Source organism: Pseudomonas putida S13.1.2, assembly GCF_000498395.2.
GTDB classification, from domain to species: domain Bacteria; phylum Pseudomonadota; class Gammaproteobacteria; order Pseudomonadales; family Pseudomonadaceae; genus Aquipseudomonas; species Aquipseudomonas putida_Q.
Window position 1 is genome coordinate 3,417,532 of record NZ_CP010979.1, and the last position, 25,089, is coordinate 3,442,620.

Below are 25,089 nucleotides of genomic sequence, written 5' to 3' on the forward strand. Positions count from 1 at the left end.
CCGGCGTATACTCCGCGCCCGTTTCGACCACCCCGAGGACCACCCCATGGCCAACCCCCACCTGGAATACCACCTGCAACTGCTGCACCACCTGCGCACCATCCTGGTGGCCTTGGGTGAAGCCGAGCAGGTACCGGAGGAAAGCCACGCCCTGTTTCTCGAACGCTTCGACGAACTGCTGACCCTGTTGCCGCAAAACCCGCTGGAAAGCCAGTACCTGGGCCAGGACCTGATCTGCCAGGTCATCCAGCGCTACCCGCAGGTTGCCCACCTGGTACCCCGCGACCTGTTGTGGTTCTTTGGCGGTGACTGCCTGCACTACATGCCCGACGAAGAACTGGCCCTCTACCAACAACTGGAAGAACGCCGTTACGAGGCCGAGCAGAACGATGAGCCTTTTGACTGGCACGCCGAAAAGCAGTTGCTGAACCCGGCCGGCTCGACGCTGCGTCACTGACCCGAACAGGCACCTGGCCTTCAGCTGGCCGGGTGCCTGTCGAAATTTCCCCCCTTCTGCAGCACCTCGACCTACATCCCCTCGCCCTCCCGTCCATACGCTATGCGGCGTTCCAAGTGATGCCTTGGCAATTTGGAGCACGCGTGCCCTGCGCGCAGCTAGCCAACCTTTAAACGTATGGATTGAATAATGAAAAAAACTTTGATGGCGCTTGCCCTTGGCCTGGCAAGCAGCACAGCTTTTGCTGATGAACGAGGCCAGATTCTGTTCAAAGGCAACATCAACGGCGGCACTACCTGCCCGATCGAAATTGTCGTACCAGGCGCTGGGCCGATCGGTGCGGTTGACCTCGAGAACTACTCCGTCAAGTACTTCGCCGCAAACGCTACCACCCCCGACGTTGCATTCGCGCTGCGGGTTGATGCGGATGATGCCACTTGCACAATCCCTACGGGCTACACCACCAAGGTCACCTTTGACTCTCTCAACGGCGATGCAGGCCCAGGCAATCAGTACTATGCCATCCGCGATAGCAGCCGCGGCCTCGCAGTGGAACTAAAGGATGATGCTTACGCATCTATCCCTCCGCGTACCGAGTCCAAAGAGTATCCCGTGGCCTCCACTGGCGTAACGGATGTGAGGTTTTATGCTTCCTATGTAAGACTCGGCACAGCAGGTTCGGTGACCGAAGGTCCTGCCAACGCAGACGTGAACTTCAGCATCACGCTGCCTTGATGCCCTGTCCAGGTGCCTTCGCGTACCTGGATTCCTTTGCCCCTTTCACTGGTCATTTTTCATGCTCCCCGTCACCCGCACCTCGACGTTGCTGGGCGGTTGCCTGCTGCTTCTGGCCTGCCTGCTGAACAGCGCTCACGCCGCCCTTACCATCAGCAGTACGCGCATCATCTACGAAAGCACCCAACGCAGTGCCTCGGTGGTAATCGCCAACCCCAGCCAACGCCCCTTCGCCGCCCAGACCTGGGTCAATACCCAGGCAGACGACACCACCACGCCAGTGCCGTTCATGACGTCCCCGGCCCTGTTCAGGCTTGCTGCCGGCAAGGACCAGTCGGTGCAGATCAGCGGCCTGCCAAACGATCTGCCACAAGACCGCGAATCGCTGTTCTTTTTCAACCTGCAGGAAATTCCCCAAGCAAGCGGCGATGCCAAAAACCAGCTCAACATTGCCTTGCGCACCCGGATCAAGCTGTTCTACCGACCGGCACAGGTTCAAGGCAACCCGGAAAAGCGGCTAAAGGAACTGCACCTCACCACAACCCTGCGTAACGGTCGCCCACACCTTACCGTGCACAATCCCACGCCCTTCCACTTCACCTTCAATCGCCTGGACCTGGTCAAGGGCAAGCAGCAGAAAGCCCTACCCGGCATCGACATGATGGCGCCGATGTCCCAGCTCGAGGTTGCACTGCCAAACGGCTTCGAAGGTGTTGGCCTGCAGGCCATCGTGACCGTGATCAATGACCATGGCGGTAGCAGCAAGCCGCTGACCCTGCCCGTGCACGACACCCCATGACCTGACTTCACGGCCACCGCCAAAGGACACTCAATGATCCTGCAACCCCCTGGGTGCAGGCGTTATCGCCTGCGCCTCGTTTGCCCGCTGGCCATCTGCCTGTCGACTGGCACGGCGCTGGCAACCCCTGCCCCTGCGCCGGGCCCAGAGTTCGAGGCCAGCTTCCTGTACCTGTCCCCCGGGCAGCCAAGAGCGAACGTTACCCACGCCCTGCATGCGCTGTCCGACCAGAAGGAACTGCCACCCGGGCGCTATCCGGTGCAACTGCTGGTCAACCTTGGCCCGGCAGGCGTGCACGAGTTGCAGTTCGAGCTGAGCCCGAACGGCAGTCAATTGGTGCCTTGCCTGGCCCCCAGCCTGATGGCCGAACTGGGCCTGCGCCTGGATGCCATCGCCGACCCCACTGCACTCGAACACGCCTGCCTGGACCTGCCACGCCTGGTACCAGGGGCACTTGTCGACTTCGATGCAAGCCAACTGCGGCTGGCCATTTCCATCCCGCAAATTGCCCTGCGCCGCGACATGGCAGGCCAGGTGGACCCGGCGCGCTGGGAAAACGGCATATCGGCTGCCTTCGTCAGTTACCAGGCCTCCATGCAACAAAGCGACAGCCGCGGGCGCGGCAGCCAGAACACCCAGGACCTGTACCTGAACAGCGGTATCAACCTGGCCGGCTGGCGGTTGCGCAGCAACCAGTCCTGGCGCCGCGATGACGAGGGCCAGCAAACCTGGAGCCGTGCGTACACCTATGCCCAGCACGATTTGCCGGGCACCTGGGGCAACATCACCTTAGGCGAAACATTCACCAGCAGCGATGTATTTCGCAGCGTGCCGGTTACCGGCGTACGCCTGGCCTCTGATTTCGACATGTTGCCCGATGCGATGCGCAGTTATGCACCTACCCTGCGCGGCGTGGCACAGACACGCGCAAAACTGGAAGTGTGGCAGAACGGCTATCCGATCTACTCAACCTACGTCAGCCCTGGCCCCTACGCGATCGACGACCTGAACGTGGGCGCCACTGGCGAACTGGAGGTGGTACTCACCGAAGCCGATGGCCAGGTGAGGCGCTTCATCCAGCCCTATGCCAGCATCACCAACCTGCTACGCCCTGGGGTATGGCGCTACAGCACCACGCTGGGCCGCTACAATCCGGCCAATGGCGCTGAAAACCCACTGCTTTGGCAAGGGACAGTGGCCAAGGGCATGTCCTGGAATGCCACCCTTTATGGCGGCCTGATGGCCAGCGAGGGTTACACCGCCGGCGCCATGGGCATTGCCCGGGATCTGGGGGCAATCGGGGCGCTATCTTTCGATGTCACCCATGCACGCAGCGATATCACGCCAATAGAGCAACGTACGCTTCAGGGCATGAGCTACAGCGCCAGGTACAGCAAAGCCTTTAACAGCGGCACCCATTTGCGCTTTGCCGGGTACCGCTACTCGACCCAAGGTTACCGGGATTTCGACGAATGGATCAGCCAGCGCAGCAATGACCGCCTGTTCCTTGGCAGCCGGCGCAGCCGGGTGGAAGGCTCGATCAACCAGCGTGTTGGCCAACGCAGCACACTCAGCCTTACCCTGTCACAACAGGATTACTGGCAACGCCGCGATAGCCAACGCCAGTTCCAGCTCAATTTCAACACGTCGCACAACGGCGTCAGCTACAGCCTGTATGGCTCGCAATCGCTGACGCAACACGCTGCGGGCAGTGACCGCCAGTTCGGCCTGACCGTATCGGTCCCGCTGGAATTCGGCCGCAGCAGCAGCTTGAGCCTGGACCTGCAACACGCCGCCCACGGCACCGCGCAGCGGGCAAGCTTGCACAGCCAGGTCGACCGCCTGAGTTACAACGCTACGCTCGCATCCAACGAGCAGCAGCAACAAAGTGCCGGCCTGGCCCTGGCCTACCAGGCACCACAGGCAACCTTCGGCGCCGGCCTGTCAGCAGCGGACGACTACCGCAGCCTGTCGCTGAACATGAGCGGGGCTGCGTTGCTGCATGCCAACGGTATGGAACTGGGGCCTTACCTGGGTGAAACCATTGGCCTGGTACATGTCCCCGACACCGCTGACGTGGGATTGAAGAACCACGGCGCCATTCGCACCAACGCGAAAGGTTACGCCCTGGTTCCCCACTTGCGCCCGTACCGGCTCAACCAGCTGGTGCTGGACACCGGCCAGCTGGACCCGGACGTAGAAATCATCAACGGCACCGCCGATGCCGTACCTCGCCGCGGCGCAGTCGTCAAGAGCCGGTTCGAGGCCCGCCGCGCCAACCGTGTGGTACTCACCCTTGCCACCAAGGATCAGCAGCCATTGCCGTTTGGCAGCCAGCTGCATGACGTCGACGGCAATGTGCTGGGTATGGTCGGCCCTGCAGGCCGCGTCATGGTGTCGGTAGCCGATGGTCTGCAGCGGCTCGAAGCACGCTGGGGCGAAGCGTCGGAAAACCGCTGCCGGTTCACGCTGGACCCGCAATCGGTTCCTCAACAGCAAGGTTATCGCCTGCAATCACTGGCTTGCGAATGACTTGACCCGCGCCCCTGCGCCATGAAACTCGCGCCCACAGCGGGCGCGCTCTACCAGGAAATACCAATGAAACGCCTCATGCCCTGGGCACTGCCCATTGCCCTGCTCAGCAGCTACCAGGCCCACGCCGCCGACCGCTGCAGCTGGAGCGTAGGCACCCAGCCGATGACCATCACGCGCACACTCACCGGCGTGATGCATGTGCCCCTGAATGCCGAACTCGGCAGCGCCATCGGCACACCCAACCAACGGGAGTTCACCCCTTCCATGCCTCGGTCGGAACTGCATTGCTACAACGATGGTTCTGTACTCTGGCGTTTCGACATGAACGCCAGGGATATCTTTCCCGACCCGCTTCCCCCAGTGGAAGGCGAGCCGTCTGACGGGTATATCCTGAAAACCAACATCGACGGCGTTGGCGCACGCATCCGGCTTGAGGCCCCCTTCAATGGCTCGGACCCTGCCTTCTTCATGCCCGAAAATGGCCCGCACAACCCCTTCATTCCAATGCGCTCGACCATGCAGGCCAACAACCAGCTCGGTGGATTCAGGCTGAGCACGCTGTGGAACCAGGTAACCCTGGTCAAGACGGGGGATATCGCACCCGGCCTGCACCGGGTCGACACTGAACTGTTCACCGGGCGTTTCGACGCCACAGGCTTGGGGCTGGTACTGCGCTACCGGTTGCAGGCCGATGTCCTGCAAACCCAGTGCAGCCTCATCGGCGACCCGATAAGCGACACCCCCGTAGACCTGCTGACATGGGACAAATCGCATTTCGCAGGCAAAGGCACCACAACGTCGACCGTGCCATTCACCATTACCCTGAGCAACTGCAAGACAGACCCTGGGGGCAGGACCAGGGCGACGATCGAACTCAACCCCGCCAAAAGTTCAGTGCCCGTACCTGGGCTGGACGGCGTATTCACGCTGACCCCTGACTCCACGGCTGAAGGGGTTGGCATCCAGGTACTGAAAGACGACGGCACCCCCCTGCCGCTGCAACGCGAAGAAGACCTTCAAGCAATCCAGGACGGCACCACCGTACTGAACTTTGGCGCTCGCTTCTACCAGACCGACGAGCCCAGCGCAGTCCGTGCTGGCGAAGCGAATGGCGCGTTGAACTTCACCCTTCGCTATCGCTGAAAACCTGGCAAACAAGCAATTGGGGCCGCTTCGCAGCCCCACAATGCTTGACTGAGCGGCGTTGGTCCGCTTCAGTATCAGGCCTCGCTGTCAGTCGAACTCAGGATATTCTGCGGGTCATAGCCGTACAGGCATTCCCCCTTTTCAAGGTCCGTTACTTTGATCAGGCGGTTGAGCGCGTCATATTCCAGTTTACGACCTGCATCATCGAGTATCAGGTTGCCATTATCATCGTAATCAAGCGGGATTTCTGCTGGGTACGGGTCGCCAAAGTTATTGGTAATGCGTGAAAGTTGAGCAGGGTCCGCCGTGTTCTCAAAATGATAAACCGCCATATTCTGCCCCCCCTCGAACCGGGTCAACACCTGCCGAATGTTATCGACCGGATCAAAGCGGAACACCTGGCTGGCTATCTGCTTGCCATAAGGGTCGACCGGGCATAGCTCGCCCTCACAGGTATAGGTGGTCAGCCTGCCGCGCGTATCGTACTTGTACGTCTCTTTACGCAACACCGTGCCACCTTCCGAAAGCGTGCGCTCAACGATGCGGTCAAATTCGTCATAGTGTTGGGCCAGTACTTGCTCGGGCGCGTTACTGAACGTAAATGTTCGTGAAACTTCGCGTTCCAGGTCGTCGTACTGCAGCGTGGTTTTCAGCGAGTTGGCAAGAGCGCTGCCGCTTGCTGCTTCTGTTGTTTCATACGACTCGGTACGGCCCAGATCGTCGTATTCGAATTTGCACGACAGCGCCCCCAGGGTGGTGAGATCAAGGCGGCCAACGCTGTCGTATTGATTGACCTGGGTCTGCTTGAGCACATCCCGGTACGACTCCATGCGCCCACGGTAACTGTAGCCGTACTCCATGTCGTATTCGCCGCGGGTTTCAACGCGCACTTCACCCGTACTGTAGTACGTGCGGGTAAATGCTTGCCCACCCACCTCGTCACAGCTTTCCAGGCGGGCATTCTGCTTATCGAATACGTAATTGGCCTGTTTGCCGCCCAGTGTTCGCAGCACAGGTTCTTCGGTCAGGTAGGGGCGATAATCGTAATCAATTTCGCCCACTGGCGTGATGACCTTGTGCGGTTTTAGCTCACCCGGCTTGTATTGATAATCCTGCCTGCGACCACCGGTGATCGACCAGTCCATCAGGTCCAGGCCGTTGAAGTGCTGCTCACCCAGCAGTGCCAGTTGGTTCACCCGAATGGTGATTGGCAAATCCTTGTCGCTGTGTGCGGCAAAGGTTCTGTGAACCACGTCACCTTCACGCAGTTCATGGGCCAGCAGGCGATCAAACCCATCGTAGGTGAATTTTTCTATCTGCTTTTCAAATTCGCTACCAAGCCCCGACACTTCCTTGTGTTTGCGGCCGTACCCATCGTACTCGGTCAGCACTTCGCTCTTGAGTTCCGTTTCCGTTTCATCAGCTGGCTCCTTCTTCACCCAGCGACGAACCTGAACCGGCAAGTCAAAACGGTTGAGTTGGGTCTCGGTTACCCCGGTCTTGGCGCCGTTTTCCAGTTCATTGCCTGCGTCGTCAAGCAGCTTCTGCCGCCACTCACGCTTGATCGGGCCGGTTTCGCCATCACCGATAGGGTTTGTTTGCGCGAACTCAGCTACGCCATCAGGGCCGATGACACACAATTGTTCACCCCACTGGTCGTACCGGTACTGGCTGGTCAGGTGCAAGTCACGGCCTTTGAGCCAGTCGATTTCCGTCTCTTCCAGCGGCCTGCCCCACGCATCGAAACTGGCCGTGTAGATGGCTTTGGTATCGCCCTTTGCCAGGCCATGATCCGGGTCTTCCCGCTCTTCCCTGACGGTACGGTAAGCGCCGTCGAAATAGGCCACGGTCATCACACCCTTCACATCGTACCGCGTCTGGGTAGCCTGAACGTGGTCCGCGTCGCTCAGCAGGTACTCATAGCGCCGCAGCGCCTCTTCATCCCTGCCCGGGCTGACGATTTCCCGCTCGACGCGCAGCAGTGCATCCCACACGGTCATGATTTCCGTATTGGTGTCATCACGGTTGAGCACCGTTTCACCCGTTGCCAACGAATGCTGCACGCGTATTTCCTTGCTGGTGGCGTCGTAGCCGGTCAGCAACTGCTTGTCCTGTAGCACTTGCATGGAACCCTTGACCAACGGCCCCGGCGCCTTCGCTGTGTCCCAGGTGAGCGTCTCGAAGGTGTAGGTGTGCTCGATCAGGGTGTCGAGCGTTTCCGGCTGGTTTGGCTCCCCCTTCTTCGGGTTCGGGAAGCGCGTTAGCTGGCTCTTTAGCCGGCCGTGCAGGAGCGGCTCAGCCGCAACGGCTGTTTCATCCACCGCCTGCTCAAACGCATGGTGTGTGGTTTTTGTGTTGGCGCCGCTGGTATAGGTTTCAACATCCACCTCCAGCCAGTGTTGCTGCTGGGTCTGCGACTGAGCACTGGTCAGTGTCGGCAACTGCTGGTAGGTGTAATGCGTGGTTCGCTCCGGCGCGGTACCGGGGTTGCCGGGAGCGGGTTTCTGCGTTTTTACCTTCAGGTAGGTAACAAAGCCTTCCTCATGGCCCGGGAAACCCGGCGCTTGTGCGCCATACCATTCGTAAGCTTCTTCAATGCCAGTCACAGCCTTGTGGGTCAGCAGGTTGCCGTGATCGTCATACGTGCTGGTTTCGGCCAGTCTGAAGTTACTGGCAGGGTTGCTTTTCAGCCACCACAGCGTTTCGATGCCGTGGACCAACTGGCAATAATTGGGCTGCTCCCTGAATAACCCAGGCTTGAGGTTGTATTGCGTCTTCACCTCCTTGATCTGATTACCGATGACTTCGGTTTTGCCACCATTTAACTCCTCACCCACATACGTGGTTTCACTCGTGAGCAGGTGAAACTTGTTGAACGCCCGGACGACGCTGCGCACAGGTGTCTCATCGACCCACAGGGTCTCGGTGGTGCCATAGTCATAGTCGATAGCCTTGCGGAACAGGTTGTCCAACCCGTCGTTGAACCAGTCCAGCGGTATGTTGCCGCCCAGGAAATTGTGCCCATCAGCGGAGTAGGTGTAACGCGTATCGATCGCGGGTTGCCCATGGCCTGGATGCTGTACATGACGGGTCACCCGCGGCATCGGTTCAAGACCTGACCCTGTGGGGAACAGGTGGCCACCATCACGGTAGGCAATTTCCTCGAAACCGCCTGTAGGGGTGCGGACCGCACTGATGCAATCGACATTTCGCTGGCGGCTATAGGTAAAGCGCCAACTGGCCAGGTTCTCGGTGGGCAGCTCGATACGATCTACACGGTTGTCGGCGCCCAGCACCATGGTGTAAACGGCGCCGTCGGTATCCGTTGGCACCGTCAGCTTGACCCGGTTGCCATCGCGAACCACCTCCAGCAGGGTGTCGCCACGCATGTCGGTGATCTTGGTCAGCACCGGGAAGCGGTCATAAGTGCCGTACTCCAGGTTCAGCCAATGCCCCTGCGGGCTGAAGATACGGGTTGGCACGGCCCTGGCCCTGTCGCCGGTACCTTTTACCTCAAGATTCTCCACCTTCAGGTTGCGATGTACCACGCGCCACTGGCTGTCGGTCACCTCTTCATAGAGATGAAACGTGTCGATTTTCTTTTCCGACATCGTCAGCTGTTTTGTGCCGGCGCGGCCATCGACTTTGAACGTTTCACCGCTGGCCAGGGAAATGATCCGGCGCTCACGGGCGGGGTCGAACTCGGTGGTGCGCAAATTCCAGCCTTTGCCATAGCCACTGTCAGCAACATTGAGCGGGCTATAGTGGAGCAGCACGTCGAACTCGGGCCCCAACTGATCGTTGCCGGTAATACTGCGCAGGTTGGCAGAAAACGTATACAAGCCTGTACGTGAATCGACGCCGCCGGTCAGGTGGCTCATGAAATTGAAAGCATTGGAATGGACTGAACGATCATTCGACATCATTATTCTCCTTGACTCACCGGGCCATCAATAGTCGATGGTCACGCAGGAAATTTTTCCGCCCACATCGCCTTTGTTATACGCCCCTTCTTCATACATGATGCCACGCGTAACAATATCCCCCGCCTTAAGATATTGAAGATCCGAAATCTTCTGCCAGCCGACTGTCACCGGATTTATATAAGTCCTGATTGTAAAATACCAATCACCACCTTGCCTGCAATCATCCTCAGCATGCAAGGTAATCAGCGCAGCAGAAGGGGCATTATCAATTCGGTACCAATACATATCATCATTGGTACAATCATTGTTACTGCCACCGTTAAACTTATATTGCCCATCTTTAACCTCAAACGAACAAGTGTTCTGGTCAGGCTCGCCCCCCCTACCACCCGCAAAGTAAATTCTCGCCGTGTTCGTGGTCGCAGGGGGGGTACTCTCCTGCGCATGAATCGAAGCAGCCCCCCCGGCAAGCAGGGCCAGTGACATGGCAAAGCGTATAACAACCCTATTTAATTTCATGGTAACTCTCCGGCAAATGCTCTTGAACAGTGCCGCCCTCCGCGGAAGGCGGCAGACAAACTTCACACTGGCGTGAACAGGCTGTGTTCGATGTAATGCCGATGACCGGAAGTGCCGGCTGGCCTATAGGCAAATCGCCGGTAGTGCGCATTACCCTGTTGGTCACGCAGTAATACCACGACATTGCGCGCAAGGTGGTCACGCTCAGCTGTGCCCGATGGCCTGTAAGCGAAATCCGGCACCCGATGATTAGTGATTACCAGGCTGCCTTCCTCAAAGTTCGTCAGACTTACTTGGGTGCGAAGTTCCGGGCGGCTGGCCATCAAGGTGACAAGGTCATCGTCAAACTGAACATTGACATCCGCGGCTTGCCACTTCTCGTCGTCCCTGGCCAATTTGTCCCGGAAGATGGAACCGGTAAAACTGAACATGATCTCGTTACGGTGCTCGGACTCCCAACGTATTGCGGATTGGCTCACGTGCGGGTCCGATCTCTGCTGCTCCAGAAACTCGACGGTCTCGAAGCGGCTGCCCGCCAACTTGAACACCCAATAATCCAGCGTTCTTAACCAAAGGTCGAAAGCGGGGTCACCGGGGTCGTTCGGGTCCCCCGTTCCGCCCTCCACACGTACACGCGTCAGCGTATAGTTTTCATTGCCGAAGCTAGGGGGCGCCTTGGGTATCACTTCGACCTTGGTCCCCACCCCATTGCTACCATCATCGGAAGACTCTGTTCCTCCGAGATCGACATGGAACGTACTGTAGAATTCTGTCGCCCCCCCCGCCCGCTCGGCGCAGTGAAGATAAATATCCTGTCGGGTAATGGCCTCTTCATTGGCTGGCTGGGCACCCTCGGCCAATTGTGCATAGGACAGCTCGAAACGGTTTGCTACTTTGCGGGTAGCCCATATCAAATTGGAGCCCTTTTCTATGCCACCGCTCGGGTTATCATCATTGAGCGCAACCAGTCGCTGTTTACTGATCAAGTTGTTCAAGGTGATGCTCGCGCGCTCATCCGCACTGATCCGATAGAACCTGCCGTCTACTGCTTCGGTTTCGATAACGGCTTGCAGGCGCAATGACTGGAAGCCGTTGTTCAGCAATTCCCCCTTGGCGCCCTGCTCGCCCCCGCCCGGTATACTGATCTTGTAGCTGACCAACCGGAGCCAGGTGCCTTCCGCATCCAGTTTTGCTTCACCAAACTCCAACAGGCTGTAGCCGGCAGCCAGCACCACGCCGTTTTGCACCAACTCACAGGTCACCACGCTGGTGCCCTGTTCGTCGCCCGAAGGTGCTGTGTAGTTACCCGCTTCATCAAGCGTACCTGGCCCAATCAGCTGCCAGCGCCGACGTGCGCCAGGCAGCAACGCCGGGTCTCGTTCCGCCAGTGTCACCACCTCGCCCGGCTCCAGGCCCTGGGCACGCACAGGGTCAATGACCATCGACTGCAAGCCATTGAGCATGACCAGCGCCGACATACGCTGCTGGCCCCCTTTGGCTTGCACCTGCTGAACACTCAGCTGGCGCCGGTTGGCAGCGTTATCGGCGGTGAAGACGGTGCGGTTGCCGTGGGTCTGGGCAAGCTGACCACGCTCGGTGCCAAGCAGAGACCACTCGATATCATCTACCGGCATGGCGGCACCCAGGGCCATGGGTATACGCGAGGCAAACACACCCACCCGCGGCGCCACCTGCACTTGCTCGAACTGCACGATCACCTGCGCGCTCGCCCGATGGGTAGTGTTACCGACGGTAAGTTCTGCCGTAATCACGATCGTCAAGCTGTGGTGGCCGATGCCCTCGACCCCGACGGCCTGATACATACCGTTGCTGTCGATCTTGCCATCCCCCTCGGCCGCATGGCTCTGGCGACTCTGGGCAGACCATTGGGTGGCAGGCACTTCATGCCCTGCCTGGTTGCGCAAGGTAAATTTCACCGAGTCGCCCGCACGCACCGTTTGTGTCTGCGGGTCAACGCTGTACAGGGGGGGGACCGCTGCAATGTTGCCAAATACCGCAAGGTCGTGTGGTGTATGCCGCTCCCGCTCGACAAACTTGTGCGACGTGGCGAACAGTATCGATGCCAACACATCCAGCCGATCATCACGCACATGCTCAAGCAGGGCTTTGTCCACGACCATGGTCGCCGAGTAGCGCTCACTGCCATCGTCGTTGAGATCATCAGGAATCAGGTAGGGGAATGAATGCTCAGGCAGCCTGCCCGGGCCCGTGTTAGCGCGCAGTTGAATGAACGTCAGCACCGCGCCGTCACCGTAATTCGCTGCACCCAGGGTTTGGGCGCCTGGCGCCGGCTGCGTCAGGATGCGAAAGTGCGTGGGCGACAGTGGCGAGTAGCCCGAAAAGTCAAGCATACCGAGTTCAAACTGGCCCCGGTGCGCGGGCAACTGTTCGAACTGTTCCTGCATGGCTGCAGCGATCAGGCCATTGACGTGCAGGTCTTCGCCAGCCAGGTTGCAGCTGAACCCGGACGCTTCGGCCAGGTCCAGGGTGACCCTGCCGCGACGGTCGACTTCACCGGTCACCAGGCGAAGCTCAACCGAAATCACCAGTGAGTAACCCATTGATTCATCGATGATGAAGCGCGTCAGCAGGTTCTCGGCAAGTGGCGATTGCACACTGTAGACCCCCGCCAGGATGGGGAAGGTAAGCTGCGCCCTGGAATCGGTGAGCGAGGCATTGGTAAACGACAGCAACGGCGCGCCAAACTCGATCTTGCGCAGCACGCTTCGGGTACGGATATGGTCCTGGTGGTACACGTCGGCATTGAACAGCGGCAGGAAACTCAATGTACCCAGGCGCTGCCGGTACTGTTCATGCAGCAGGTCGTTCAGGCGCGAGCGGCTGAACGCCGCGACGGCGCCCCAACCTTGGGTAATGTTGCGCTTGTCCATACGCGCCAGCACATGCTCGATAGGATTTACAGACATGACACTCTCCTGAAAATTAGCGCTGGTGGTCATACCGAGCGAGCCTTCGGCGCCAGCATCTGGCGGCTCAAGCCGGTAAAGCGGGTGGCCTGCAACGGCATGATCTGGTGCCCTTCGAACACACCGAAGTCACCTGAGTCGAAGGTTGCAAAAACCAGAATGCCCGGGGATTGCGCACCGCTCTGCGCAGGCTCATAAAGGCCAGTGTCGGGGTCGATTTGCCCCGTGCCCACGCCCAGCCTCCACTTGGCATCTACCCGTGTGCCATTCACATAGGCGACGAACTGCAGCTTGCCATCGGCCTTGGCTTCCTCGGCCAACGCCACAACCATCCCCGGAGGTCTCTGGGTGACAAGCACATGCACGCTCTGTTTTGCAGAGGGCTCTTCAAGCTCCACCTCGAACGATTCCAACCAGTAGGTATCGTGCTTGCCAGGGTCGGCGGCCTTGGCCGTATAAAGGCAACGCCGCCCCTGGTCCTGTTCTTCCTGTTCACCGCTGTGGGCGGGGTCGTGATTGACCATCGTCCATTTCAAAGGCTTGGCATCAAGTGACGCACCGTCCAGCACGCCAGCCCTCAGCAGGCGCTGCGTGCCGGCTTGCATCACGGTGATGTACGGGTTGGCCGACAATGCCTGACGCACCACCGTGACGATGGCAACGCTGCGCTGCCCCGCTTCATTGGAGGCGACCACCAGCACCTGGCCCGAACGCCGTTCCAGGGTGTGCGCGGGCGGTGCCCGGTATTTGCCATCGTCAAAAGTGCCAGGATGCGAGGGCCCACCGGGGAGGGCTTCGGCCATCCAGGTCAGCGTCTGGTTTTGCGGGTTATCAACGTTGAACTCATGAAAGCCACCCGCAGGCATGTTCACAGCATCGTCACGAATGACAAACCCGGCATCGCTCCCCAGCACCCCCGGTACCGACAAGGCCCCCGGAAACGCCAGGCCGGCAGGCTCGGGCTGAATTTTATGGGCAGCCCCGAACGCCAGCGCACCCACCCAGCGCTCCGGTGCCTCAGCGTCGAGTTTTTGTGCAATGGCCAGCAATATGGCCCGCTTCACTGCGTAAGCGGCAAAATCTTCTGCCTGCGACCTGAGCTCTGCGTTCTCATCACCCTCGGGCAGGCCACGCAGCACATGTGCTTCTTGTGCTTCAGGCCAAGGCGAGAAAAACTGCCCTTCCAGCCAGCCCTGGCCGGCCTCGGCGGAGGCCAGCAAGTAGAAGCGATGGTGTAAGGACACCCTGAAATCTGCCGTATATTCATTCGGCACATCGGCACCGTGGGGCAGACAGTTGAAACTGACCGTGCACTCAGCGTTCCAGTGCTGGGTGGCCATGTCCCGCTCGAACGTGGCCTGGAACCCACCTGCCGCGTCCAGGCGGAAGGCCTCACCGGTAAAGGTGAACCCACTGCTTTGGTAAGTGGTAGCGGGTATCCGCAACGTGCCTGCGTCGGCAACCACTTCTACCAGCCGTCCATCTTCCATGCGATGGCTGAAGCTTCCCTCCTCAAGCAGCTGGGTGAAGCCTGGCAGGAAGGCATTGCGATGCATCAGACGTGAACTGATCAACTGCAGCGCAGCATCAGGCAGGTGGGTGTCTGGCAAGAGCCTGGGGAAATCGCCATTCGCATTCGGGAAGTTACCTGAACTACCGTATTGCGAAGAGGCAAATACCACCAACGTATCGCCCTTGCCTTGAGCATCGGCTTGGGTGCCAAGGTAGGCGGTTTTCAACTCCAGTTCCGCCTGCCCCGGCACACCTTTGACCATGACGTAATCGAGTTTTTCGGCCTCTGCGGGTAGTTGCTCGCGCAACCACTCACCCGCCTGCCCCCGTACGCTTTCCTCATCGCTCACGGCCAGGCGCATGTTTTCGCCCTTGGACATATCCAGCACCAACGCGCCATCCTTGAAATCGGCGCGAACCTGTTGCCTCAGTTCAAGGCCCAGCAGCGGGTCATGCTCGGAAAGGCTGCGCACCTTGTAGGTGTCTTCAGTTTCGACGAGGGTTCCACCGTACAGATTGGCGACCATGTCCAGCCTGGCGCTTTCGTAGGCCACGCGTGAAATGTCCACTTGCGGCCCCGACAACTGATAACCCGCAAAGTGATAAACAATATCGCTCATGGCCATTTCAAGCTGGCCCGAAACACCCTCTATTTCATGCCCCTGGCTCAAATGGATTGCATGGGTTTGCCTTAGCGCGGTATTACCACCCGCCAGCGACAGGCCTGTGATGCTGTCCCAATTCAACAGGTCCGGGTTGGTGGGCAGCCAGTCACTCAGTAACACGGGTTTGTTCTGGCTCATGACTTCACTCCCTCTGGATGTTTCTGCACCTCAAATGCACCCACCCCCTGCACTGCATCTTCCAGCCTCGCCGGGGGCAGGGTTTGCAGTGCATAACCGTCGAAGATGCCAATGATCTGGGTGTCGAACGTTGCCGTAATCAGGGCAAATTGATCGCTGCTGGATGTATCGTGGGTATACACACCCGTGGCGGGGTCAACAGCACCCGAGCCGTACTTTACCTCCCATTGGATCTTTGCAGGATCTTGCTCCCTGCCGTTGATTACGGCTGTCAACTTCACCGTGCCAGCGACAGGATCAACTTCCCGTAGAAGTTGCATCGGTTGTTTGATGGCGCTCTCGGTGATAACCAATGCGGTATGACCCGAACCGTTTGCCCCGGCTTCGCTCAGCACAATTTCGTCGACGGTAAAGGCGGCAAGTTCATCAGGGTAGGCCGGGTCAAGGGGAGGCATGTTCGCCGGGGCGGTGTACACCGCGCTTTTGCCACTTGCGTTCACTTTTCCATACGCGGGATCTGCCCATCTCAAGTTGTTGGCATCGCCAAGGTAACCGGCTTGCAAATCGACAGTGCCGTTTACCTGCGTCACATAAGCCAACGGATTGATCTGCACGCGGGATTTCACCACGGTGATCAACGCTGAACTTTTAAAACCGGTGTCCTTGTGCTCTGCGTGGACGCGCACCCGTACAAACGCCCCATCAAAATCCTGCCCACGAGGCGGGGTATAAAGGCCCGTATCCGGGTTGATGTCGCCTATCTGATCGCTTGCTACAGTGGCCAGCACGGGCTCGCATGTCCAACGTAGCTTGCCGGGGTGCGCCGGGACCGTATTGAACTGTTTCGGTGAGCTTGCCACCGCCAAGGTATGCTCCATAGGGTCGACGGCAAAGGCGGTGGCTGCCGGGTTCACAGCACCAAAGAGGGCGATTTCACGCGGTGCGAACTGATCCTGGCCGATCAGGGCATTGCCGAAGTAGAGTTTGATCGTTTCATCGACCAATTCCTTGAGGGAATGGGAGAACTGGAAGTTTTTCTCAAACGCATCGCGCAAGATTGACTCAACACTGGGAAATTCGGTTTCTCCAGTTGCTCTGAGAAGGCCCTCCAGCATAATCATGACGGCTATCATCGGCAGAAGCAGCCAGAAAAACAAAGCAGCTATGATGTACGCTTCTATTGGATCAAGCGGGGGTACCGAAGGCGGTTTGATTTCCCCAATCTTTGGGGCGGGCGCCTTGTACTCCAGCATTTCGATACCCTTGGACTTCAAAATACCGCCTTCAACATCCTCAAGTTCATACAAACTCTTGAAGACATATTTAAAATCATCCTCAGTGCGCTTGTAAAAATCTGAAGAGTCCATGTACGTGCGTATAGTCCTTCCTACCTGCCCCGTATCATCATCCAGATCCAATGGCTCAACGGCCATGACACCTGTAACCTCCCACGTGACCTCAACATCCTGGCCATTTATCGACACTTCGAATGCGTCGGTCATTTCCAAGACAATCTCAAACACCTTGAACTTCAATGTCATGTGGCGGGAACGCCCAAAATCGTCAGCATCGGTGTCGAACTCATGGGTCAGTTCCTGTTCGGGGATCACCATTTCCCCACGCGAAGCAATGGCCCCTATCAGCTTGCCCTTGTCGTCGCGAACCAGCCTGAACTCGACGTCGTTTACAACCCCCTTCAAGGACTCAAGCAGCTGCGCCAGCATGATTCGCGTGGGTTCAAACAGCACCGTAGCGTCATACGCCTTGTCTTTGGGAATCAGGTAACGAAAATCACGCCCGGGTATATTCCCTTGATCATCTCCCTCGTAGCACAGCAGCGCGAGTACCGCCCCCTCGTCATCTTCCGGGTCACGCTCGCGTGCCTGGGTGCGCAGGGCAAATGATGTGGCTCGCAGCAACGGGTTGCCGCCTGCTTCGATCTGGCCAAGCGGAAATACACGCTGTGCATCCGGCAAAGCCTCGAACTTTTGCTTGAAGTACTCCCCCACCAGCCTTTGCTCGCCAGCGTCGCTGGACACTTCCAACTTGAAGTCTGAACTTTCTTTCAGGTCGAGTCGCACACGCCCCTCTTTGCCAACCACGCCAGGTACATTGGCAAGCAGCAGGTCCAAGCTAAGTTCGGGCCCTTGCAGCGGGCTGGTTTCGCGGATTTCCCGCACGTGCCAGTCCGCTCCACTCAAGCGCAAACCCAGCTGTGTGCCCGACATGACCTGCATCGTCAAACCCGCTTTGGAGTCATTGGCCTGCATGCCCGCAAAGCCTAACCGTGGCCAATCCAGTGTGAACTGGTTCAGCGCAAAGCGCCGGTCATCGCCATTTGGAATACTCCCGGTGATCGGTGGCAGGTAAGCGCTGGTTTTGAAGCGCTGTATGTAAGCCTGCAGCAGAAGAAGGTTCAACTTCTTCCGGTCCATGAAGGAAATCATCCCCCAACCCAGGGCGCGCGGTTGTTCTTTTAACCACGCATATAATTCACTAAAGTTATACTCTGCCATTTCGTCACCCTCGTAATATTTATCATCACCCACCGCGGTACGCCGCGCCTATTCGCGACAGACACACGCAGTGATTACCAGCATCAGGGTACTAAATTAAACTCTGCCGACTTGCCTGGCACGAACGTGACGCCTTCATCGAAGCTGACTTCCACGTACACATTGAAAGCCGTATTGAGTTCAAGCTTTTCCAGATAGGCCTTGCCCAGGTCCATCTTCAACTCGTCATTGAACCATTCATCTTCAGAAACCGGCACATCATCCCGAATCACTTCGTCCGGCAGTGACGGCCCGCCAGGCTTTGCCCTGCCTTTTACATAAACACGCACTTGTTGCCCGACCGCGAAGAAGCGCCAACTATTTGAACTCAACTCAAACGTGACGCTTGTCGTAACCCTTGATAGCGAAATATTTCCCGTCGGATAGTGCGGACACTGAACGGCTTCAAAATCAGTGGCCGTCAGTTTTTCAACTTTAAGGCCATACGCAGGTGACGGCTGTGTTACACCCTCAGCGTCTTCTACCGTGTAGAACACTTTGACGCGTCTGCCGAAGTTTGCAGGCACTGCGGTGCTAGGAATTTGGAACCTTAAATTATTTCCAGCGGTAGGCGTGTCTGTGCTGTACTTCCCGGTTGTACCAAACCCTTCCCAATGCATGGTAATCTTGCCGTTACCTGTGTCTGACTCAACAGGCACTTGGGCATAAGCCCCCTGCCTGAGCCGGTCAGGGAACATGAAGCCGAACTGCACCATGTCCGGGTCCACTTCCTCATCATTCTCCGGATCCTTCGATGTGGCGTTTTCAACAAATGGAACCTTCAGATCCAGCGGTTTACGCAACACCAGATCCAATGGCAGGGAGTCCGCAGCCGCGCCCAGCCGGGCCCATTGCCAGGTCAGTTTTACTGGCTCCCCCACATGCTGCTGCAACCAATCAGCCGGCACCTTGAAATGCAAGCGACCACTGTCCATTATCGAACTATCAACGCGAAGCGTGGCGAGGCTAGCTCGCTTACCGGCGGCTGTCAGCAACAATTCATCCCCGACCTGCGCACCATAGTCTTCCACCGTCACCGGCAACCCCTGCAGGTACTGGCTTGGGTCGAGCATGCCGCCACTGTGGCCAGGTACTTCAGGTGCCGGCAGGCTGGGTAATTGCCCGCTCCCACTGGTTACGATAGCGAAGCGCTGCACAGGTGAATGGCTTTCCCCACCGCTCTCATACTGGATGGAATACGCCAGTTCGCACCAGGCGCCAGCCATCAGCAAATTGGCCGAATCAATCCGCCACACCAGAGGTTCGTCCAAATCTTCCTTAATTAGCGGTTTTGTGAAAGTCTCTGAATAACCATATTCGTCTTTCCATGAAAGCACCACTTTGTCATTCACCGCCATGAATGGATAATTGGAGGTAATGACCTGACCATCCCCCGTCACTCGCGACAAATCAATTTCAAGCCCATCACTGTCCACAAAGTGTGGCAATGGCACCGACAATGCGGGCTCAACCTGCTTGTTAATATAAAATAACAACCGGGTAGAGGTTTCCTCCACGTGACGCAACGTGGATGCCTCTTTGAAACGAGAGATAACAGCATACGAGTAGAAAGCGACCCCTTTATCCAGGCCTTTTAACAGGGCATTGTCTACCTCGACCAGGAAACTGCCGTCAGGCTCCAACCTTTCCACCACCTGTGCCGTTGGGTCCCGATCAAATATCTCACCGGCTGCACCACACCCAAAAAAACGCGCCGATATCACATGGCCCAGGGCCAGGCCCGGATAATTTATATAAGTCTTGAGATCTTCAGACCCCAGTTTGTCAAGGTCCAGCGAGTCACCGTCCAGCAGCGGAATAGTGGGTGCCGGTAGCGCTGCCGTTGCGGCTTCATCGGCGCCCTTTTGAAAAACCTGACTTTTGCAAACGTCGTCCATTTGCTTATCCCCTTAGTAGCTGTTTAATCGGTACTTGCTTCGCTTGCCGACCACGATGGGGACTTTGTACACCTGTGCCGGCACGGCCGGAACTAGCACTTTTAACAGGTGGCGGCGGCGGCGGCGTTTGTTAGTGTGGGGACCCAAGCTCATGAAATTCCGTACCCTACAGCCTCCGGAGCGCACCTCATGGCGACCGAATCCAGCATCAGTTCCAATGCATTCAACTTTTTTAACCACATACAAAATGGTGTAGACCCGCGCACAGGGCTCTATACCTTCCGCGTTGAGCTTTCCGCGTTTAACGGCAGTGACCTGCTGGCGCCTGAAATCGACCTGTATTTACGCTACAGCCCATTGAACCCGCACGACCGTGGTTATGGCAGCGGCTGGAGCTTGCCGACCACCGAGTTCGACCCCGCCCGCGGACGCCGAATCATTTCACTGGCCAACGGCGAAACCTTCAAAGCCGATGGCCGCGTCGGCGGTGACCAGTTGACAATGTCGGAAAAGAAAATCGACACGTTCCATCTTTACGAGGACGCTGAGAACCGCTGGCGGGTAGTGCACCGTTCCGGCATGGTGGAGGTGCTCGAACCAAAAGGCTCGGGCGCACAGGCCAGGGCTGTGGCGACCCGTATCTTCAGCCGTCAGGGGCACTGGCTTGACCTGGAGTACGGCCTTCATGCCGGCTTCCCGATGTTGACCAAGATCACCGACATGCGGGGTGTCACCCTGCTGGACGTGAGTCGCACCGACAACCGGGTCGGGCTGACCTTGCCCTCGGACGCTGGCAGCGCCACCTACACCATGGTATTGGGTACCAACAACCGGGTAGACCGCATCGAACTGCCCACCGAGAACCTGGCAAGCTGGCGCTTCACCTATGACCGCGTGCGAAACGTAGACTGCATCAGTACGGTCCGCACCCCTGCAGGCGGTTTGGAGGAGATTGCCTACGGTGATGGCGGCCACCAGTTCCCGATCGGTTCGGGCGTTGCTCCGTTGCCGCGGGTGACCCGGCACGTACAACACCCGGGCCATGGGCAACCGGCGATCGACACGCGTTACACCTACTCCAGCAACGGCCATAATTTCCTGGGGGGCAACGTAAGGCTGGACTGGCGCGACGACGGCCTGGACAACCTGTTCCGCCAGGCGATGGACTATGACTACGCCACCACCGAGACGCTCTGGGTCGATGACAAACCGGTGCGCAGCACCGTGCGCGAATTCAACAAGTTTCATCTGAACACACGTGAGGCCGTGTATCGCGGCAGCAGGTTGAATGCCGATAAAACCGAGGTCATCGGCAACAACATCGAAGAGAAAACCATTTCGTATGACCTGAGGGCCGGGCGCTTCGAAGAACAGGTCAACGCCTGCCAGCTTCCAGTCAAGGTGCAAACCCGCTGGCGTCTGCTCGACAGCAGTCGCCAGCGTGAAGAAGAAGTCACCACCACATACGACGACTTCGGCAATGTGCTGACGCAAAAAGCAGCTAATGGCATTGTGGAAACCTCCCGTTGGTACCGGAACGGAGACGACGGCTACCCTGGCAACGCTGAAAGGTTCGTATGTGACCTGCATACGAAAACCGTGACGCCTGCGGCCGGGCACCCGGGAGGCGCCCCGACGGTGGTCACCACGTACCGTTACAAGGCAATCAAAGTGCTGGCCAGCAGCAGTGAAGCAACCCGGCAGGAGAACTGGTGCGGCCTTGCAAGCGAAACGCTGACGAGCGGCGACAGCACACTCAAAGTTACCACCTATGACTATCACGAGCAGGAAGGCGAAAACCCCGTGCCGGGAAAGCCTTTGCAGCATGGGCGCCTGAAGAAGCGCGTCGTTGGCTTCCCCAACCCGGCTGGCGACGAACCCGACCAGCCGCCAATGCTGGAGACAGTTGTCGAATACGCCTACCAGTTCGACACGCTCGAATGGAGCCAGATGCGTGACGAGCGCTTGCATGACTTGCCTTCGGTTAGTGTTTTCAAAACTGTGTTGACCACGGTAGGCCATGACAACACGAGCCTGCAGACCAGCGAAGGCCATTCGCTGCTGTCGGGTGAACTGCTACAGAACATCGACGAAGACCAGGTTGAGCGCCGCACCGTACTCGACAAGCTGCGGCGCCCCGTCTATGAAATTGTTGCCGGAGGGGACGACAGCGAAGCCGTGCGCAGTAATGAATACGTCCTGTGTGCGCAAGAGCAGGATCAGGCCTACCAACGCTTCACCTCGCCCACAGCCGTGGTTACCGAAACCCGGTACGACGGATTGGGCCGCGAACACCAGGCGTTGGCCAGCCATGTAGACCCACAAACGCCAAGACGCCTGTTCCTGGTCAAGGAGCTGCTGCACGACGCCAGGGGCCGGGAAGTGGAAGAGCGCCAGTACGACTGGCTGAATGCACAACCCTACCCCACCCACGTGCAATTCCTGTCGCAGAGATACCTGTACGACAGTTGGGAAGCGCGCAATGTGGTGATCCGCGGCGATAACGTACAGGAGCATGTGCTTTTTGACCCCACCGAAGAAGATGCACACAAGAACATCTGCAAGACAACGTGGTTGCAGGTCGCGCAACAAACGCTGAAAAGTGAAAAGGTCAGGACCTGGAGCAATGCGTTCGAGAAACCCGTGCGGGTCGAGCGGCTGAGCCTGGAAGATGTTGTCGAGGCGGAGCAGACCATGGCCTACGACGGCCTCGGGCAATGTGTGGGCAAGGTCGATGAACGCAACCACAAGACCGCATTCGAATACGACGCGTTCGGGCGCATGATTGCCAGCGTGCTGCCAGACGATACCCGCGTCGAGCATTGCTATGCGCCCCATACGGACGGCGAGTGGGCAACCTCGATCACGGCGATCTCCAGCGCCGGGTCGCAGCCGCCCTTCGAGGTGGGCAGGCAGTGCTACAACGGCGTGGGCAAGGTGACTTCGCTCACCATCGGCAAACGCACCGAAGGCCTCGAATATGAACCTGGCCAATCGGTGCCGAAGGCCAGGGTCACCGGCGCAGGCGATACCATCAATTATCAGTACAACCTGGCTCTGTCACCCTCCCCCACCCACCACAGCGTGAACAAGTCGGAGACCGAGTTCGTCTATGACCCGGTCACGGCCATGATGAAAGAATCACGGGGTGCCAATGGCAACCGTGTTTACCAGTACAACGTGCATGATCAGTTGATCGGCGAAACCCTGGACAAACCCGGTGAGGCGCAGCGCACGGTAGGCTATGTCAGCACGTTCTACAACCGCTTGAAGTCGCGCACGGATGCCGGGGGCATGACCGCCGAGCACGAGTACGATGAACGGGGCCGCCTGGAGTCCACCCGCGAGGGTAACCTGCATGCAACGTTCGCGTACAACGACCTGGGCAGGCTGATGACCGTCACCAGCACCGACACAGGTAACGGCAGCACGCTGACCACGTCCCTTGGGTACGACGACCACGGCCGTGAATGTAACCGCACCCAGCGCCTCGACCAGAGGGCGGTACGTACATTGCTGCAGACGTGGGGCAAGGACAACCTGCTCGACAACCGTGTGTTGCGTGACGGGAACGTCGTGGCGCTAATGGAGACGTTTACCTACGACCCGCGGGGCAGGCTCAGCATCGTCGAATACAGCGGCAGCCAGCTACCCGAGGACGAGGCCAAACGCAAAACCCGCAAGCAGGTTTTCCGTTACGACAGCATCGACAACATCCGTAATTGCCTGACCACTTTCGAAGACGGTTCCACCGAAATGGCGGCGTATACCTACAAAGAGGATGACCGTTTCCTGCTGGATAAACTGACACTTACCATCCCCGGCACCTCGCCGCAAATATTGACGTTCAGCCATGACCAAAACGGCAACCTGACGGTGGACCAGCGCGGCCGGCCATTGGAATACGACGAAGAAAGCCGCTTGCTGCAGGTTGATGGCCAAAACCTATACCAATACGACGGTGAAGGGCAAATACTGACCAGCCAGGCAGGCAGTGCCCCGCCGAGGCAGCTTTGGTTCGATGAGAACCGCCTTAGCCTGGCCATCCAGGACGGCATGTGTACGCGTTTCAGCTTCCATGCCGATATGCCGCTGGCCCAGCAAAGCGAGTCACCCGCCAGAACGCTGTTGCTGCAGACCGATGCAAGCTACAGTGTGATTGCCGAATGCGACGCCGGCGAGGTTCGCGACATCCGCTACAGCGCTTACGGCCAGCGGCACACCACCGTGCCCCTGCACAGCCACCTGGGCTTCAACGGTGAAGCGCTGGATGAGGGCAGTGACTGGTACATGCTGGGGCGCGGTGTGCGCGCCTACAACCCTGGGCTCAGGCGTTTCAACAGCCCCGACCCCCGTAGCGTGTTCGAAACCGGCGAGTTGAACCCCTACAGCTACTGCCTGAACAACCCGATTGCCCTGCGCGACCCCACCGGCATGACAGCGTCGGGGGGCGGCGGCAGGCCACGGCGCCCCGACGAGGATGATCCAAACTGGCTGGGACGCGGGGGCAGCGGCGGCGGCTGGATGACGTGGATGTGGGTGGGCATTGGAGTAGTAGCCACCATTGCCGCCGTGCTCACCGCAGGCGCATCGCTGGCCGCAGTGGGCGCGTTAGGCCCAGCGGCGGCCGCTGCAGTGACATCGGCAGCCGCAACCGTTGCTGCGGGCAAATCCGCCGGCGTGGTGGGGTTCTTCCTGGCCCAAGCTGCCGGCACCACGATTACAGGAGCGATCATGAGCACGGCTACTGCGGCGCTGGCACTTGCCAGTACGGTAGCACAGACAGTCGCGGCCGCTGGCAACAATGAGCAGGCGGCAAATTTGGCGCAGTACCTGGCCCTGGCGAGTGTTGGCGTGGGGTTTGCGAATGGAGTGCGGTCACTTGGCGGTGCGGCTTGGAAGGCGTTCAGCAATCGTAATTCACGCATTGCGGGGTGGACGCTAGGTAACAACATACAAAATAGAAATCCGCCCCCACCTCCAAATCCGAAACCAGGCAACCAGAATCTGCTCCGCGCAAATTCACGTCGCAACAACGTTCAATATGACAGATTCCTTCACCGTGCGGCGCCCAATTCCCCACCAAGAGCGAGTGTGCCCTCCTAGTCCCATTTTATAACGTTAACAACTCAGCAAACTAGCTCGCCCCGCCAGGACGTTCGTAGCCAAGAAACTACAACTGTACCTGTCGGGGTTTTTATATATCGCTCTCAAACTTCTCCTCTCACCTAGCATTTTTACCAGTATCCGCTACTT

Annotated in this window: 12 protein-coding genes; 6 read left to right on the forward strand and 6 right to left on the reverse strand. The window is 58.4% G+C overall.

Features of this window, described 5'->3' with window-relative positions; translation table 11 throughout:
- Positions 1-46: 46 nt before the first annotated feature.
- The 5 genes from N805_RS15090 to N805_RS15110 all read left to right on the forward strand — a co-directional run bounded on the left by N805_RS15090 (position 47) and on the right by N805_RS15110 (position 5,669).
- Entirely contained in the window at positions 47-457 is a 411-nt protein-coding gene (locus N805_RS15090; RefSeq protein ID WP_019470645.1) for a PA2817 family protein, read from the forward strand.
- A 189-nt stretch (positions 458-646) separates the two neighbouring features.
- Complete coding sequence (locus tag N805_RS15095) at positions 647-1,192, forward strand: fimbrial protein (protein WP_019470646.1); 546 nt, start codon at positions 647-649, stop codon at positions 1,190-1,192.
- A 61-nt stretch (positions 1,193-1,253) separates the two neighbouring features.
- Positions 1,254-1,991: a molecular chaperone gene (locus N805_RS15100; RefSeq protein ID WP_019470647.1), complete on the forward strand. Its 738-nt coding sequence runs from the start codon at positions 1,254-1,256 to the stop codon at positions 1,989-1,991.
- Between the two features lie 33 nt (positions 1,992-2,024).
- A complete protein-coding gene (locus tag N805_RS15105; protein WP_019470648.1) occupies positions 2,025-4,523 on the forward strand; it encodes a fimbria/pilus outer membrane usher protein in 2,499 nt (832 codons plus the stop codon).
- A gap of 66 nt (positions 4,524-4,589) precedes the next feature.
- Entirely contained in the window at positions 4,590-5,669 is a 1,080-nt protein-coding gene (locus N805_RS15110) for a fimbrial protein (RefSeq protein WP_019470649.1), read from the forward strand.
- A gap of 77 nt (positions 5,670-5,746) precedes the next feature.
- On the opposite strand, the gene N805_RS15115 is transcribed toward N805_RS15110, so the two are convergent.
- The 6 genes from N805_RS15115 to N805_RS15140 all read right to left on the reverse strand — a co-directional run bounded on the left by N805_RS15115 (position 5,747) and on the right by N805_RS15140 (position 19,833).
- A complete protein-coding gene (locus N805_RS15115) occupies positions 5,747-9,595 on the reverse strand; it encodes an RHS repeat domain-containing protein (protein WP_019470650.1) in 3,849 nt (1,282 codons plus the stop codon).
- A 27-nt stretch (positions 9,596-9,622) separates the two neighbouring features.
- A complete protein-coding gene (locus N805_RS15120) occupies positions 9,623-10,117 on the reverse strand; it encodes a hypothetical protein (protein WP_019470651.1) in 495 nt (164 codons plus the stop codon).
- Between the two features lie 62 nt (positions 10,118-10,179).
- Positions 10,180-13,065, reverse strand: coding sequence for a hypothetical protein (locus tag N805_RS15125; RefSeq protein ID WP_026034371.1), 2,886 nt, complete (start codon positions 13,063-13,065; stop codon positions 10,180-10,182).
- A 29-nt stretch (positions 13,066-13,094) separates the two neighbouring features.
- Positions 13,095-15,380, reverse strand: coding sequence for a hypothetical protein (locus tag N805_RS15130; protein WP_026034372.1), 2,286 nt, complete (start codon positions 15,378-15,380; stop codon positions 13,095-13,097).
- Entirely contained in the window at positions 15,377-17,929 is a 2,553-nt protein-coding gene (locus N805_RS15135) for a hypothetical protein (protein ID WP_230685683.1), read from the reverse strand. The genes N805_RS15130 and N805_RS15135 overlap by 4 nt, the downstream gene beginning before the upstream one ends.
- Positions 17,930-17,979: 50 nt before the next feature.
- Positions 17,980-19,833, reverse strand: a complete 1,854-nt coding sequence (locus tag N805_RS15140; RefSeq protein ID WP_019470653.1) for a hypothetical protein — start codon at positions 19,831-19,833, stop codon at positions 17,980-17,982.
- Positions 19,834-20,022: 189 nt separating this feature from the next.
- Here N805_RS15140 and N805_RS15145 point away from each other — a divergent pair, with 189 nt between their 5' ends.
- Positions 20,023-24,939 (forward strand): RHS repeat-associated core domain-containing protein, encoded by a 4,917-nt coding sequence (locus N805_RS15145; RefSeq protein ID WP_019470654.1) that lies wholly within the window; start codon positions 20,023-20,025, stop codon positions 24,937-24,939.
- Positions 24,940-25,089: the final 150 nt, after the last annotated feature.